This window comes from Curtobacterium sp. VKM Ac-2865 (assembly GCF_015350905.1).
Classification (GTDB): Bacteria; Actinomycetota; Actinomycetes; order Actinomycetales; family Microbacteriaceae; genus Curtobacterium.
The window spans coordinates 265,995-281,070 of record NZ_JADKRZ010000005.1; the positions used below are offsets into that span (position 1 = coordinate 265,995).

The window sequence follows — 15,076 nt, forward strand, 5'->3', positions numbered from 1 at the left end:
CGGCGGCCTCGCGCACGGCAGCCCGCCGCCGCCAGCCCGCCGCCGCCCGCCCGCCCGCCGTTGCGACACCTCCCGGCTGGCGCCCGGGCGGTGGGCGTGCATAATGATCTGGCTCGGAATGTGAACGTGCACATGGGCGTGCCACGACACCGAGCGGGAGAGAGCAAGCCATGGCGTCGACGCGGACACAACCACCGCGATCGCCCAGCATCCGCGACGTCGCGCGGGTCGCTGGTGTGTCGCACCAGACCGTCTCACGGGTCCTGAACAACTCCGACGCCATCCGCGCCGAGACCCGCGACCGCGTGCTCGCCGCGATGGAGCAGCTGCAGTACCGGCCGAACCGGGCCGCCCGCGCGCTGGTCACGTCCCGCACCAGGACGATCGGCGTGCTGACGGCCCAACGCTCCCACTACGGCCCCGCCGTCACGATGCAGGCCATCGAGGACGCCGCCGTCGCCCGCGGGTACTCCGTCACGACGGCGAACATCGCCGAGCCGACGGACACCGCGGTGCGCGACGGGCTCGGACACCTGCTCGACCAGGACGTCGAGGGCATGATCGTGATCGCGCCCCAGCAGCGGGTGTTCGACCTCATCGAGGAGCTCGGCGTCCGCACGCCGTACGTCACCCTCCGCTCGAGCATCGGCGAGGACCCGACGGCCCTCTGGGTGGACCAGATGGAGGGCGCCAGGCTCGCCACCGCACACCTGCTCGACCTCGGTCACGAGTACGTGCGCCACATCGCCGGCCCGCAGGACTGGATCGAGGCCGACGCCAGGATGCAGGGCTTCCTGCGCGAGATGTCCGACCGCGACAAGCCCGTGCAGCCGCCGATCCTCGGGGACTGGACCGCCGACTTCGGCTACCACGCGGGCCGTGAGCTCCTTCGGTACCGCGACTGCACCGCGGTGTTCTGCTCGAACGACGCGATGGCACTCGGGGTCGTGCACGCCGCCCGGTCGTACGGGCTCGACGTGCCGGGCGACCTGTCCGTCGTGGGCTACGACGACATCCCCGAGGCGAAGCACTTCTGGCCGCCGCTCACCACCGTGCAGGTGGACTTCGCCGAGCTCGGGCGCCGTTGCGTCGACCTGCTCCTGCCCGACGAGGACGAGGTGCTCCGCGCGGTCGAGATCGTCCCGCAGCTGGTGGTCCGGGCGTCGACCAGCGCCCCGCGCCACCGCGGGTAGTGGCCGGAGAACGCAGGTCCGGACCCCAGATCGGGGGACACCAGATGTCGGTGATCCCGCGGACAGACGCACCGTTACCGAAACGCGACCGAACCGAATTGACACCCGGGCCGCAGCCGTGCGTAGTATTGCCTCCGTTCCAGCCGATGTGACCGTTCACATCACCGTCACACGGGCTGGGGCACTGGACGCGACACCGAAGTCCACGCAGGCCTCCTGCGCCTTCGCTGCCGCAGCAGGACCACCCGAAGGACTGCCGCATCGCAGCGGCAGAAGGAGATGCACCGTGGCGTCAACCCCGATCGACACCGGACTCGAGACCCGTTCGATCACCGCACCCGAGACCATCCTCGAGATGCGCTCGATCACCAAGGAGTTCCCTGGTGTGAAGGCCCTCTCGGAGGTCTCGCTCAACGTCCGCGCCGGCGAGGTCCACGCGATCTGCGGCGAGAACGGTGCCGGCAAGTCGACCCTCATGAAGGTCCTCTCCGGCGTCTACCCGTACGGGACCTACACCGGCGAGATCGTCTTCGAGGGCGACGAGGTCCGCTTCGCGGGCATCAAGCAGTCCGAGCAGGCCGGCATCGTGATCATCCACCAGGAACTCGCGCTGATCCCGGAGCTCTCGATCACCGAGAACCTGTTCCTCGGCAACGAGCCCGGCCGGTTCGGCACCATCGACTGGACCGCCGCCCAGCTGCGCGCCCAGGACCTGCTCGCCCGCGTCGGCCTGCGTGACGACCCGGACACGCAGATCAAGAACATCGGCGTCGGCAAGCAGCAGCTCGTGGAGATCGCGAAGGCGCTGCACAAGGACGTCAAGCTGCTCATCCTCGACGAGCCCACCGCGGCCCTGAACGAGAACGACTCGCAGCACCTGCTCGACCTGATCGTCGGTCTGAAGGCCAAGGGCATCTCGAGCATCATCATCAGCCACAAGCTCAACGAGATCGAGCAGATCGCGGACAGCATCACGATCATCCGTGACGGCAAGACCATCGAGACGCTCAACGTCAAGGCGGACGGCGTCAACGAGGACCGCATCATCCGCGGCATGGTCGGCCGTTCGCTCGAGTCGCGCTTCCCCGACCGCACCCCGAAGATCGGCGAGACCTTCTTCGAGGTCCGCGACTGGACCGTGCAGCACCCGCTCGACTCCTCGCGCCTGGTGTGCAAGGGCTCGAACTTCCACGTCAAGCGTGGCGAGATCGTCGGGTTCGCCGGGCTCATGGGCGCCGGGCGCACCGAGCTCGCGATGAGCCTGTTCGGCCACTCCTACGGCACCTTCCTCGGCGGCACGGTCGTCAAGGACGGCCAGGAGATCAAGCTCAACACCGTGCAGCAGGCCATCGACAACGGCATCGGGTACGTCTCCGAGGACCGCAAGGCGCTCGGCCTCAACCTGCTCGACACCGTGAAGCGCTCCACCGTCGCGGCGGACCTCAAGAAGATCTCCAAGGGCGGCGTCCTCGACTCGCTCGAGGAGTACTCGGTCGCCGAGAAGTACCGCAAGATGCTCCGCACGAAGGTGCCGAGCGTCGAGGACAACGTCGGCAAGCTCTCCGGCGGGAACCAGCAGAAGGTCGTCCTGTCGAAGTGGATGTTCACCGACCCCGACCTGCTCATCCTCGACGAGCCCACCCGCGGCATCGACGTCGGCGCCAAGTTCGAGATCTACGGCATCATCCAGCAGCTCGCGGCCGAGGGGAAGGGCATCATCCTCATCTCCTCGGAGCTCCCCGAACTGCTCGGTCTGTCCGACCGCATCTACACCATCTTCGAAGGTCAGATCACCGCTGACCTGCCGGCCGACCAGGCCGATCCTGAATCGCTCATGCGCAGCATGACCTCCGCGCGGAAGGGCGCCAACGCCTCATGAACAACCTGAAACAGCTCTTCGGCAAGGGCAACAGCATCGGCCAGTACGGCATGGTCATCGCGCTCATCGCGCTGCTGATCTTCTTCTCGATCACGACCCAGGGCCTGATCCTGGAGCCCACCAACGTGATCAACCTGTTCCTGCAGTACTCGTACATCCTGATCCTGGCGCTCGGCATGGTCATGGTGATCATCGCCGGCCACATCGACCTGTCCGTCGGTTCGGTCGCGGCGGTCGTCGGCATCATCGTGGCGCAGTCCATGGCGGTCTGGCACTTCCCGGTGTGGGCCGCGATCATCCTCGGCCTCGCCGTCGGCGCGCTCATCGGTGCCTGGCAGGGCTTCTGGGTCGCGTTCGTCCGTGTCCCGGCGTTCATCGTGACCCTCGCTGGTCAGCTCATCTTCCGTGGTGTCAACCAGATCATCGGCAACTCGACCTCGGTTCCCGTGCCGAAGGAGTACATCCCGATCGGCGCCGGCTTCCTCGGTGACTTCGGGCCGGACTTCGGCTACAGCAACGGCACGCTCCTGATCGGGCTCGCCACGATCGCAGCGTTGATCATCATCGAGGCGCGCGGCCGTGCCCGCCGCCGCAAGATGCAGGCCGAGGTACCGCCGCTGTGGGTCTCGATCGTCCGCACCGGCGTCCTCGTCGCGGTCACCCTCGTCGCCACGTACCTGTTCGGCGCCGGCCCCGTCGGCACCTCGGTCCCGATCGTCGCGATCATCCTCGGCGTCCTGACCATCGTCTACGGCTTCGTCACGAAGAACACGATCTTCGGCCGCCAGGTCTATGCAGTCGGTGGCAACTCCAGCGCCGCGGTGCTCTCCGGTGTCAGCGCGAAGAAGGTCAACTTCTTCGTGATGATGAACATGTCGGTCCTCGCCGCGATCGCCGGCATGGTGTTCGTCGCCTACTCGGGCGCCTCCGGCCCCGCGGACGGCACCGGCTGGGAGCTCGACGCGATCGCCGCGGTGTTCGTCGGTGGTGCTGCCGTCGCCGGTGGTGTCGGCACGATCTCCGGCTCGATCATCGGTGGTCTCGTGATGGCGCTGCTGTCCAACGGTCTGCAGCTCATGGGCCTTGAGTCCAACAAGGTGCAGATCATCCGCGGTCTGGTCCTGCTCGTCGCCGTCGCCTTCGACGTCTACTCGAAGTCGCAGGGGCGTCCGTCGCTCATCGGCGGCATGATGCGGCAGTTCCAGCGCAAGGACACCGAGCAGAACACGGTGGCGGCCCAGCAGCCGCGGTCCATCGAGGACCAGCCCGAGAAGGTCACCCTCCCCTAGCCCTCCACCCCTCACAGCGGGGCTCCGGCCCCACCCTCCTCAACGAAGAGAAAGCAATCACATGCGCAAGAAGATCGTCGCCGGCCTCAGCCTGGCGCTCATCACCGGCCTCGCCCTCAGCGGCTGCTCGGCCCGTGGCTCGGACTCCGGCAGCGGTTCCGACGCGGCCATCAAGAAGGGCGACCTCATCGGCGTCGCGCTCCCCGCCAAGACCTCGCAGAACTGGGTCCTCGCGGGCGCCGCGTTCAAGAAGTCGATCGAGGACGCCGGCTTCAAGGCCGACATCCAGTACGCCAACGCCGGCAACCCGGTCCCCGACCAGCAGTCGCAGATCTCGGGCATGATCACCAAGGGCGCGAAGGCCGTCATCATCGGTGCCGCCGACGGTTCGCAGCTCACCTCGCAGGTCAAGTCGGCGAAGTCCTCGGGCGCCGTCGTCATCGCCTGGGACCGCAACATCCTGAACACCAAGAACGTCGACTACTACGTCGCGTTCAACAACTACAAGGTCGGCCAGCTGCAAGCACAGGCGCTGCTCAAGGGCCTCAAGGAGAAGAAGGGCGACGGACCGTACAACGTCGAGCTCTTCGCCGGTTCGGCTGACGACGCCAACGCCACCGTGTTCTTCAACGGTGCGATGAACGTCCTGCAGCCGAAGATCGACGACGGCAGCATCAAGGTCGTCTCGGGCCAGACCACCTTCCAGAAGGTGCAGACCAAGGGCTGGCTCGCGCAGAACGCCCAGTCGCGCATGACCGACCTGATCTCGCAGTACTACTCGGGCGACACCAAGCTCGACGGCGTCCTGTCGCCGAACGACACCCTCGCCCGTGCGATCCTCACCGCGACCAAGGCTGCCGGCAAGGACAACCCCGTCGTCACCGGTCAGGACTCCGAGACCGCGTCGATCCCGCTCATCATGGCCGGCACGCAGTACTCGACCATCTACAAGAACACGACGGACGAGGCCCAGGCGGCCATCGACCTGGTGTCCGACATCGCCGACGGCAAGACGCCGAAGACGACCAAGGACAAGAACAACGACAACGGTGTGAAGGTCGTCCCCGCCGTCGAGCTCACCCCGGTGCTCGTCACGAAGGACAACGCCGTCGAGGCCTACAAGGGCAACGACGCACTCGAAGAGCTGGCCAAGGCCGGCAAGTAGTCGTTCGCTCCACCCACAGGGCCCCGTCCGCATCGCGGACGGGGCCCTGTGCCGTTCTCCCGGCTCGCTCACCGGGACCCGAGACGGATTCCGATCCGGCGGCCGACGGATCCGGTTCCCGATCCTCGGGCCGAGCCGACCAGATCCGTCAGCGCCGGATCGGGACGTCATCCCTCGGCCGGCCCGGCGGCATGATCGCGACCACCGCCGGACGGGAGGCGCGGTGCCAGCCCGGGACGAGCCTCCCGTCCGGTGGGACGTGCGCCGACGACCCGCCGCACCCGCCGTCAGCGCTGGCTGGCCCGGAGCCGCTGCACTGCCTGCTGCAGGTGCGGGACGTCGACCTGCGCGGTGCCGAGCACGAGTGCCGGGGTGGTGTCGAAGTAGCGGCGGGTGAGCCGCTCCCCCAGCAGCGAGATGCGCGACCACGGGATGCCGGGCTCACCGGCGGTCACCGCGACGGGGAGCATCCGCACGGCCTCGCCGATCTCGACGAGGCGCATCCGGACGGCGTCGTAGACGACGTCCTCGGGCAGGGCGTCCGCCGACACGTACCGCCCGATCACCTGGCAGGCGCGGATGACGTCCTCGAGCCGTTGGTCGACGTCCCGGTTCACAGCGGGACCGCGTCTCGGACGACCTCGGGGCGCATGCCGTCGGCGGCGACCACGTCGACCCGGACGCCGAGCACCTGTTCAGCGGCGTCCTGGATCCGCATCAGCGTGAACATGCCGAGGCCCGGGCAGAGGTCGACCATCAGGTCGACGTCGCTGTCCGGGCCGTCGTCCCCGCGTGCGACGCTGCCGAAGAGCCTCGGGTTGCTCCCGCCGAGCCGGGTGACGGCGTCGCACAGTTCGGTGCGGTGGGCTGCGACCCGCTCGCGGAGCGTCGTCGTGGTGTCCACCGGCTCGAGGTCGATGACCGTCAGGAACCCGGCGGCGCGGAGCAGCCGCTGGAGTGCGGCGAGGGAGGGCTCGCGGCGACCGTTCTCGTACGTGCTGATGACGCTCTGCGTGACTCCCGCGCGACGGGCGAGCTGCACCTGGGTGAGTGCGGCGCGGTCGCGGGCGTTCCGGATGAGGTCAGCGGCGGAGACGGGCGGCGGCGTCCGTGTCTGAGCTCCGGTCATGGTGCAACGATACACACCATTCCGTATTTCGTACGGCATGCTTCACCAGCGGTGTCCCCGCGCGGCGTCAGTCGCGCTCGGACAGGTCTGCGCGGCGTCAGTCGCGCTCGGACACGTCCGCGCGGTGGAAGTTGAGCGCCGAGCGGGAGGCCGTCGGGCCGCGCTGCCCCTGGTAGCGCGACTGGTACTCGGCCGAGCCGTAGGGCTTGTCCGCCGGGCTCGACAGCTGGAAGAAGCAGAGCTGCCCGATCTTCATGCCCGGCCAGAGCTTGATGGGCAGGGTCGCCACGTTCGAGAGCTCCAGCGTGACGTGGCCGGAGAAGCCCGGGTCGATGAAGCCCGCGGTGGAGTGCGTCAGCAGGCCGAGGCGGCCGAGGGAGCTCTTGCCCTCGAGCCGGGCCGCGATGTCGTCCGGCAGCGTCACGACCTCGTACGTCGAGCCGAGGACGAACTCGCCGGGGTGCAGCACGAAGGCCTCGTCCGGGTCGGTCTCGACCAGTCGCGTCAGGTCGGGCTGGTCGACCGCCGGGTCGATGTGCGGGTACTTGTGGTTGTCGAAGAGCCGGAAGAACTTGTCCAGACGGACGTCGATGCTCGACGGCTGGACGAGCGAGGCGTCGTGGGGGTCGAGCCCGATCCGTCCGGCGGCGAGCTGGGCGGTGATGTCGCGGTCGGAGAGCAGCACGGTACCGAAGCCTAGCGGCCGGGATCGACGCGCCGGTAGGCTGGCCGGCTGCCCTGCACCGTGCGCGGTGGCGGGAGGGGACCACCGTGGACCGCGTCATCGAGCTCGACGTACCGAGGACCATGGACGACGACCCGGCGGCGGTCGCGGTGTTCCGCGAGTGGGTCGCGGTGTCGGCCCGCTCCGAGGTCGCCGTCCACGGGTTGGCCGAACTCGTCTGGACGGCAGAGGCGCAGCTCGCGATGCTGCACGACCCGGAGGCGCCGAGTCGGCTGTTCGTCGTGCGGGACGACCACGACGTCGTCGTCGCTGCCGGCTCCTACGACTCGAAGACCGCCCCCGGCACGCCCAACTGCTGGCTCTCCGTCGGCGTCGACCCCGACCACCGCCGTCGTGGTGTCGGGACGCTGCTCGCCGACCACCTGGAGGGCATCGCCCGGGCCGAGGGCCGCACGCAGTGGAAGACGTACGCCGTGTCGCGCCAGGTCGGGCCGGCCACCGGGCCCGGGTACCTGCAGGCCCCGACCGGCTTCGGCGCCGTGCCGGAGGACGAGGCGGGTGTGCGGTTCCTGACCGGGCGCGGGTGGCGGTTCGGCCAGGTGAACCGGATCAGTCGGCTCGCCCTGCCCACCGATCGTGCGGTGGTCCAGGCACTGCACGACCGTGCCGCGGCCGCCGCCGGGACCGACTTCCGGGTGCACGCGTGGTCCGGCCCGACGCCGCCGCGGTGGCAGGAGGGCATCGCGCTGCTCGAGACCCGGATGAGCACCGACGCCCCCGAGGGCGACATGGAGGAGCCCGAGGACGTCTGGACCGTCGAGCGTCTGCAGGAGCACGACGCGCTGCTCGACGCGTCCCCGCGCACGATGCTCACCGTGGCCGTCGAGCACGCCCCGAGCGGGACCCTGGCCGGGTTCACGCAGCTGGCGGTGCCGGACGCGACGGCGGAGCCGGTGTTCCAGTGGGACACCCTCGTGCTGCGCGAGCACCGCGGACACCGACTCGGGTGGCTGCTCAAGGTCGTGGGGATCGAGACCGTCGAGCGGGACCACCCCGGTCACCCGTCGATCATCACCTTCAACGCGGAGGAGAACCGTCCGATGCTCGACGTCAACGAGGCGGTCGGCTTCGTCGGCGTCGGCAGCGAGGGGGTCTGGGAGCGCCGGGTGGGCGCCGGAGGTGGCGGAGGTGCCGGGGGCGCCGGAGGTGCCGCGGCTGCCGGAGGTGCCGGGTAGGGTCGGCGGCATGACGCGCTCACGGGGGATGCAGGCACTCATCGACGACGGGGTCTTCCTGGCCTACGAGGCCCAACTGGCCCTGGCGGACCAGTTCGAGGACCACGAGCACTGGGACGTGGACCTGGCCGCGGGCCAGTTCCACTTCTCGGGCACGAAGCCGGCCACCTTCCCGGTGCAGTTCCTCGGCACCGCTGCCCCCGGCCCCCGCAGCTGGTTGTGGGGCTGGGCGAACCCGGGCCAGCACCCGGAGCAGGTGCTCAGCGCCGCTGCCGCGACCCGTGCGCTCGGCGAACGGTACGACGTCCCCGAACTCGTGCAGGCCGAGGTGCCGTTCGGCGGTGCAGCCGACGACGACGCCGTCCGCACCGGGTACGAGCTCGGCTGGGGGCTGTCGATCGCGGCACGGCTGGCGAGCGGCACCTGGTTCGGGTACAACGCCGACGTCGGCGGTGGCACCCGGATCTGGCTGCTGCTCGAGGGGCTGCTCTTCGACGCCCCGACGGTCCCCCGCATGCTCCGCGTGTTCGGCGAGGGCATCCGGTCGATCGAGGTCCAGGACCACCGCCGAGCCGTCGCGAGCTGGGCGTCGCTCCGCGGTGCGCCGTGGGACGGCCGCACGCTGACCCTGTCCGGCGGCACGATCACGATCGCGTTCGACGAGCAGGGACGCCTGCGGGACATGCAGGGCACCGCGGGTTCCTGAGCAGACGGACGGCCTGGGTCCAGGCCCGCGCGCCTACGATGGAGGGTCCGCGGTCTCGCGGGCACAAGCGTCCCGGAACAGGTCGATGTCCGTCACCACCACCGCAACCACCGCTGGAGGCCCGACGCCGGAAGCGGCGCCCGTCACCGCTCGCACGTCCACCGTCGCGACTGTGCTCGCCGTCGCAGTACCGCTCGCCGTCGCGTGCTCGATCCTCGGCATGACCGTGACCGGGGCCTTCACCGCGAACCAGCAGCTCGTCAGCGCGGGCGACCTCGTGCAGTACGGGCTCCCCGTCGCGCGGGCCGTGCACGACACCATGGCTGCACTGACGATCGGCCTGCTCATCGTCGCGGCGTTCGCGCTCCCGGCGCAGAAGGCCGACCACCGGGCCATCTCGAGCGTGCAGCACCGCGCGGTCCGCTGGGCGGCGACGACCGGCGCCGTGTGGTTCCTGGCCGCCGTCGTGGGCATCGTGTTCACGGGCGCGAACACCCTCGGGTCCTCGATCACCTCGCCGCTGTTCGCCCGCAACTTCATGGTCTTCGCGTTCCAGGTCGAGATCGGGCAGTCGCTCGTGGTGTCGGCCGTCGCGATCCTCATCGCCACGGTGCTGGCCGCCTTCGCGACCCGCGTCACGACGCTCGCGGTGGCCACGGTCGCCGGGCTGTTCGCACTGCTGCCCCTCGCCCTCTCCGGCCACGCGGCCGGGTCGCTCGAGCACGCCAACGCGGTCAACTCCCTCGCGATCCACCTCATCGGGGTGTGCGTGTGGGCCGGCGGACTCGTCGCCGTGCTGCTGCTCCGCACCGGCACGAAGGGTGCCACGGGTCGCGTCGTCGCGCGGTACTCGACCCTCGCCGGCTGGTCGTTCGCCGCCGTCGCGTTCTCCGGCATCGTCAACGCGTCACTCCGCCTGACCGGCCCGCTCGACCTGGTCACGACGACCTACGGCTGGCTCATCACCGTCAAGGCCGTGATCCTCGTGCTGCTCGGCCTCGCCGGCATCGTCCAGCGCCGCAAGCTCGTCCCCGCCCTGCTGCGCTCCCCGCTCGACCGCCGCTCCTTCACCCGGTTCGCCCTGGCCGAGGTCGTCTTCATGGCGATCGCCATCGGCGTCTCGGTCGCGGTGTCGCGCAGCCAGCCGCCGATCCCGCAGACCCCGGAGACCGGGCAGGACACCCGCTCCGGGCTCATCGGCTACCCGTACCCGCCGACGCAGACGCTCCACACGTTCCTGACGCAGTGGCACATCGACTGGGTGTGGCTCGCGCTCGCCGTCGTCGGGGCCGGCTGGTACCTGCTGGCGGTCCGCAAGCTCCGCAAGCGCGGGGACTCGTGGCCCGTCGGCCGCACGATCTCGTGGGTGCTCGGCTGTGCCGTGTTCATCTGGACGACCTCGGCCGGTCCGTCGGTCTACGGCATGATCCACTTCTCGTCGCACATGATCCAGCACATGCTGCTGATGATGTTCGTGCCGCTGCCGCTCGTGCTCGGCGGCCCGGTGCTGCTCGCCCTGCGGACCCTGCCGGTGCGCAACGACGGCTCCCGCGGCGCCCGCGAGTGGCTGATGCTGTTCGTGCACTCGCGCTACATGCAGTTCATGGCGAAGCCGGCCGTCGCCGGGGTGATCTTCGCCGGGTCGCTCGTCGTGTTCTACTTCACGCCGGCGTTCCAGTTCGCGATGCAGTCACACGAGTGGCACGTGGCGATGGTCGTCCACTTCGTGCTGAGCGGCTACCTGTTCTTCTGGGTCTTCGTCGGCATCGACCCGGGCCCGCAGCGCCCGCAGTACCCGATCCTCATCATCGCGCTGCTGGCGACCCTGGCCTTCCACGCGTTCTTCGGCGTCGCGGTGATGACCTCGCAGGCCGTGTACGCCGCCGACTGGTTCCACGCCCTCGGGCAGACGAACGACGTCGGGCTGCTCGCCGACCAACACACCGGAGGCGGCATCGCGTGGGGTGCCTCCGAGCTGCCGATGGTGTTCGTCGCGCTGCTCGTCGTCCGGAACTGGGTGAAGTCGGACAAGCGCGACGCGAAGCGCCTCGACCGCCAGGCAGAGCGGGACGGCGACGCGGAGCTCAAGGCCTACAACGAGCGCCTGAGCGCGATGCGCCAGCGCGACTGACGCCACGGCGGCGGCCCGTCGGGTCGGCGCCGGTCACCCGCAGACGTGCGCGTGCGCGCGTCGGTCGGCTCAGTCGCCGTGCACGATGCACACCGCGTCGAGGTCCATCGCGGCCTCGAGCGCTGCGCTGATCCCGGACTCGCCGTCCGGGCCCGCGGGCATCACCGTGTCGACCCACCACACGGGGATCGTCATCGACGGTGCGTCCGGCAGGATGCGCTCGACCTCGTCGAGCACGTCCACACGCCGGACCCCGAGGACCGTCACCACGGGGTGGTCCTGGTCACGGCACACCTGCATCACGGGGCCGTCGTCGAGTGCGCGGACGCCCCAGGTGTCGTCGTGCAGGAGCAGTGCCTCGGCGACCTCCCGCACCTCCACCGGACCCCGGCAGAGCAGGGTCACGTCACGCGGCACCGTGCGCTCCGTGCACGCCACCGGCGCTGACGTGTCCGTCGAGGGAGCCCTCGTCGTGCGAGGGGTCGAGCGGAGCGCCACCGACGAGCTGCAGGAAGCGGTCCTCGTCGATGCGGTCGAGGAAGGCCTCGAGTGCCGTCCACCCGTCCTCCAGCCGGACGATGAGTCCGGCGCCGTCGGGACCAGCACCGTCAGGTCCGGACCGGCCGACGAAGCTCGAGGTCGAGGTGTGCGGCGGCGGCCAGACGTCCCCGCGGTCGAGGAGCCCGGTCGCCTCGGGCCCGACGACGACCGCGAGCGGAGCGGGCTCTCCGTGCGACACGGGACGGACCAGGTGGTCCACGTCACCGCGGCGCTGCATGACGACACCGAACACCGGCATGACCTCGCCGGCCACGCGCTGCACCGCGTCGAGCATCCGCTCGGCGAGCGCCGGGTCGCTGCCCTCGTCGGGCACGGTCAGGACGGCGGACATCGTCTCGATGACGACGCCGTCGGTCAGGTGCGCGGTCATCGTCGCCGAGAAGCCGTCACCCACCGCGTAGGACGTGCTGATGTCCGGGGACTCGTGCTTGGCGTACTGCGTGACGACCCAGCGGTCCCACGGCACCGCGAGCGGCTCGGAGGTGCCCCAGCGCGTCGGGCAGGTACCGACGGTGTGGCAGAGGGCCTCGATCGCGGAGCCCATGTCGACCGCGCGCTCGGCGTGGTGACGCAGGGTCAGGTCGATGCTGATCTGACGGACGGAGCCCTCGGCGACGGGGTGCGACGGCGCGGGCACCCCGAGCAGCTCCGGCCCGTGCGTGACGAAGTCGGTGACGCCCTCGGCCTCGACCCCGGTCCGGCCGTCGCGCAGGGTGCCGTCAGCTGCTGTGACAGCCCAAGCCGCTCCGTGCACTCCGAGTGCGTGCCGCAGGGCGGGCGTGATGGCGGCATCGGGCCGGGTCCGCAGCACGACGACGCGTTCGGCAGCCGAGGCACGCTGCAGCAGGGAGGCCAGCGCGTCCGTCAGCCACACCACGTGGGAGTCGGAATCGACCACGATCGCGGAACCGATCACGTCGTCGATGAGGGGATGCCTGACCATCCGGGCCTCCTCGGGTTCGGGGTCGATCAACTCCCTGGACGGTACACACGGGCCCGACACCTGTCCGTCAGTGGGGCGCCCTCACAGGGGAGACACGGCCGTCACGCATGGTCGGGTCCGGTGACGGCCGGGAGGCTCGGCTCGGCTCCGGCGGATCGGCGCACGGCACGCGGTCGGCTGGCGTCCAGGGCGGAATCCGGTATGGTTGTCGAGTCCCGCTGAGCGGGCGCGCGAGTGTAGTTCAATGGTAGAACTCCAGCTTCCCAAGCTGGTAGCGCGGGTTCGATTCCCGTCACTCGCTCCGAGCAAGATCAGGTGAACAGTGCCGCCTTCCGACCCGTTCGGCGAAGTCCCCGCCCTGCCCGTCGCCGTGCTCCTCGGCGTCGTCGTGATGGTCGTCCAACTGGTGTTCCTCTTCCGGGGCGGGCGTTTCAGCTGGCCGCGCGCTGCGCTCGCCGCCGCGATCGCCGTCTACGCAGCAGGGATCTTCGCGAACACGGTGTTCCCGATCTTCCTCCACCCCGTCCCGCACGAAGAACCGTGGGCACCTGCGCTGGCCCTCATCCCGTTCCACGACTACGAGGTCGGTGACGCCCTCACCAACGTGGTGGTGTTCGTACCGCTGGGCGTCCTGATCCCGCTCCTGATGCGTCGCCCGTCGTGGTGGAAGGTGCTGCTCGGCGCCGCGGCCGTGAGCCTGGCGATCGAGCTCCTCCAGCTCGCGGCGCAGCGGCTGTTCTCCGGCGGTCACGTCGCGGACGTGAACGACCTCATCTGGAACACCGTCGGCGGAGTCGTCGGCTTCGTGGTCCTCGTCCTGCTGTGTCGTGTCCCGATGCTGTCCGCGGTCCTGCAGCGCTTCCGTTGGCACGCGACGGAAGGGGTGCCCGGTCTGAGCGGACGCAGTGACCCGTCTCGTGAGCGGGTCCGCTGACGGACTCCGACGAGGACGGTGACGACGACCGCCGGCGGCTGGGGACCGTCTCAGACGCCGATCGCCTCCCGGGTCGGATCACCTCGACAAGCGGGGGAAGAGCTGTTCGGCGGCTGTTCGGTGCACCTCGCCCAGTCGCTCTGCGCCTGGGCCGTCGTAGGTGTCGAGGTCGCGGTCGAAGCGCGCGGTCCAGTCGGGGTGCGCGTAGGGGAAGTCGCTGCCGTAGAGGACGTGGCCGGGCTCCGCGAACGCGAGCAGTGACGGCAGCGAGGTGGGAGATGCGGACAGGGCGGTGTCGAAGTAGAACTTGCGCAGGCCCGCTTGGATGCGCTCCGGCGTGGTGCCCGGGTTGAACATCGCGGCGGCGCTGAACCGGCTCGCGGCGTAGGGCAGGAACCCGCCGGCGTGCGAGAGGATCACGCGCAGGTCCGGGTAGCGGTCGAACACTCCGTGCGCGACGAGGTCCACGGCGGTGCGGGTGGTGTCGAACGGGAAGTCCAGCAATGCGGTCGGCATCCCCGGCAACTGCGTGATCGGCGGTGCGGTGGGGTGCACGAAGACCACGGCTGAGCGGGCGGCGAGTTCTGCCCACAGCGGCTCGTAGGCGGGGTCGCCGAGGTACCGTCCGTGCGCGTTCGACAGCAGGAGCACACCGTCGGCGTGGAGTTCGTCGAGTGCTCGCACGGCTTCGGCGACCGCGCCGTCGAAGTCCGGAAGCGGCAGCACCGCGAAGTGCCCGAACCGGTCAGGCTGCTCCCGGACCAGCTCGGCCTGCTGGTCGTTCAGCTCGCGGGCGAGTTCGCGCGCCGCAGCGTCGTCACCGAAGTGCACGCCCGGTGCGCTGATCGAGAGCATCCCGGTCTCGATCCCTGCTTCGTCCATCATCGCGACAGCCGCTTCGGGGCTCCACTCCGGCATCGACCAGCCGCCGATGGCCCGAGGACCGCGGCGCGGCGCGGTCCCGCCGTTCGCACCCCACGGATCCCACTGCGCGGATCCTCCGGTCGCAGCCGGCGCGTCCCCCTGCGCGCCCGCCGGGGCACCGGACCCCATCGCTTTCGATCCTGCCTCTGCCAGTGCCTCGAAGTAGCGGGGTGGGAGCAGGTGCTGGTGGACATCGATCTTCCCTGGCATGGTGCGGTCCTCCGATCGTCCTCAGCAATGAGGACTCGTTGTGTGCAGATGGGGTCGTCGTGATGGTCCTCGCCGGTCGGACACGTCGCGGG

At 70.0% G+C, this 15,076-nt stretch carries 14 protein-coding genes and 1 tRNA gene; 9 read left to right on the forward strand and 6 right to left on the reverse strand.

The genetic code is table 11. The annotated features are described in order from the left end of the window. Positions 1-170: 170 nt before the first annotated feature. From ITJ54_RS13785 to ITJ54_RS13800, 4 genes are all read left to right on the forward strand, one after another. Positions 171-1,193, forward strand: a complete 1,023-nt coding sequence (locus ITJ54_RS13785; RefSeq protein ID WP_194629177.1) for a LacI family DNA-binding transcriptional regulator — start codon at positions 171-173, stop codon at positions 1,191-1,193. A 355-nt stretch (positions 1,194-1,548) separates the two neighbouring features. After that, entirely contained in the window at positions 1,549-3,072 is a 1,524-nt protein-coding gene (gene mmsA, locus ITJ54_RS13790; RefSeq protein WP_194629377.1) for a multiple monosaccharide ABC transporter ATP-binding protein, read from the forward strand. Next, complete coding sequence (gene mmsB, locus ITJ54_RS13795; RefSeq protein WP_194629179.1) at positions 3,069-4,361, forward strand: multiple monosaccharide ABC transporter permease; 1,293 nt, start codon at positions 3,069-3,071, stop codon at positions 4,359-4,361. The genes mmsA and mmsB overlap by 4 nt, the downstream gene beginning before the upstream one ends. Positions 4,362-4,422: 61 nt before the next feature. Continuing rightward, on the forward strand, positions 4,423-5,526 hold the full coding sequence (locus ITJ54_RS13800; RefSeq protein WP_194629181.1) for a sugar-binding protein: 1,104 nt from the start codon (positions 4,423-4,425) through the stop codon (positions 5,524-5,526). Between the two features lie 287 nt (positions 5,527-5,813). Here the strand turns inward: ITJ54_RS13800 and ITJ54_RS13805 are convergent, their stop codons facing one another. The 3 genes from ITJ54_RS13805 to dcd form a co-directional block, all read right to left on the reverse strand. Next, entirely contained in the window at positions 5,814-6,143 is a 330-nt protein-coding gene (locus tag ITJ54_RS13805; RefSeq protein WP_194629183.1) for a DUF86 domain-containing protein, read from the reverse strand. Next, positions 6,140-6,655: a helix-turn-helix domain-containing protein gene (locus ITJ54_RS13810; protein ID WP_194629185.1), complete on the reverse strand. Its 516-nt coding sequence runs from the start codon at positions 6,653-6,655 to the stop codon at positions 6,140-6,142. Before ITJ54_RS13810 ends, ITJ54_RS13805 begins: the two co-directional genes overlap by 4 nt. 97 nt (positions 6,656-6,752) lie before the next feature. Further along, entirely contained in the window at positions 6,753-7,340 is a 588-nt protein-coding gene (gene dcd, locus ITJ54_RS13815) for a dCTP deaminase (RefSeq protein ID WP_194629187.1), read from the reverse strand. An 86-nt stretch (positions 7,341-7,426) separates the two neighbouring features. Here dcd and ITJ54_RS13820 point away from each other — a divergent pair, with 86 nt between their 5' ends. From ITJ54_RS13820 to ITJ54_RS13830, 3 genes are all read left to right on the forward strand, one after another. Beyond that, on the forward strand, positions 7,427-8,575 hold the full coding sequence (locus ITJ54_RS13820; RefSeq protein ID WP_194629189.1) for a GNAT family N-acetyltransferase: 1,149 nt from the start codon (positions 7,427-7,429) through the stop codon (positions 8,573-8,575). A 10-nt stretch (positions 8,576-8,585) separates the two neighbouring features. Beyond that, entirely contained in the window at positions 8,586-9,281 is a 696-nt protein-coding gene (locus ITJ54_RS13825) for a DUF6882 domain-containing protein (protein ID WP_194629191.1), read from the forward strand. A gap of 85 nt (positions 9,282-9,366) precedes the next feature. Then, positions 9,367-11,412 carry a cytochrome c oxidase assembly protein gene (locus ITJ54_RS13830; RefSeq protein ID WP_194629194.1) on the forward strand — a complete coding sequence of 682 codons (2,046 nt, stop codon included), beginning with the start codon at positions 9,367-9,369 and terminating at the stop codon, positions 11,410-11,412. 69 nt (positions 11,413-11,481) lie between these two features. On the opposite strand, the gene ITJ54_RS13835 is transcribed toward ITJ54_RS13830, so the two are convergent. Continuing rightward, on the reverse strand, positions 11,482-11,829 hold the full coding sequence (locus tag ITJ54_RS13835; RefSeq protein WP_194629196.1) for a hypothetical protein: 348 nt from the start codon (positions 11,827-11,829) through the stop codon (positions 11,482-11,484). After that, entirely contained in the window at positions 11,819-12,916 is a 1,098-nt protein-coding gene (locus tag ITJ54_RS13840; RefSeq protein ID WP_194629198.1) for a DUF6177 family protein, read from the reverse strand. Before ITJ54_RS13840 ends, ITJ54_RS13835 begins: the two co-directional genes overlap by 11 nt. A gap of 230 nt (positions 12,917-13,146) precedes the next feature. On the opposite strand from ITJ54_RS13840, the gene ITJ54_RS13845 reads away from it, so the two are divergent. Together ITJ54_RS13845 and ITJ54_RS13850 are read left to right on the forward strand one after the other, a co-directional pair. Continuing rightward, positions 13,147-13,217: transfer RNA gene (locus tag ITJ54_RS13845), tRNA-Gly, on the forward strand. 21 nt (positions 13,218-13,238) lie between these two features. After that, entirely contained in the window at positions 13,239-13,850 is a 612-nt protein-coding gene (locus ITJ54_RS13850) for a VanZ family protein (RefSeq protein WP_323741724.1), read from the forward strand. Positions 13,851-13,928: 78 nt separating this feature from the next. On the opposite strand, the gene ITJ54_RS13855 is transcribed toward ITJ54_RS13850, so the two are convergent. Then, entirely contained in the window at positions 13,929-14,984 is a 1,056-nt protein-coding gene (locus tag ITJ54_RS13855; protein ID WP_194629201.1) for an amidohydrolase family protein, read from the reverse strand. Between the last annotated feature and the right edge of the window lie 92 nt (positions 14,985-15,076).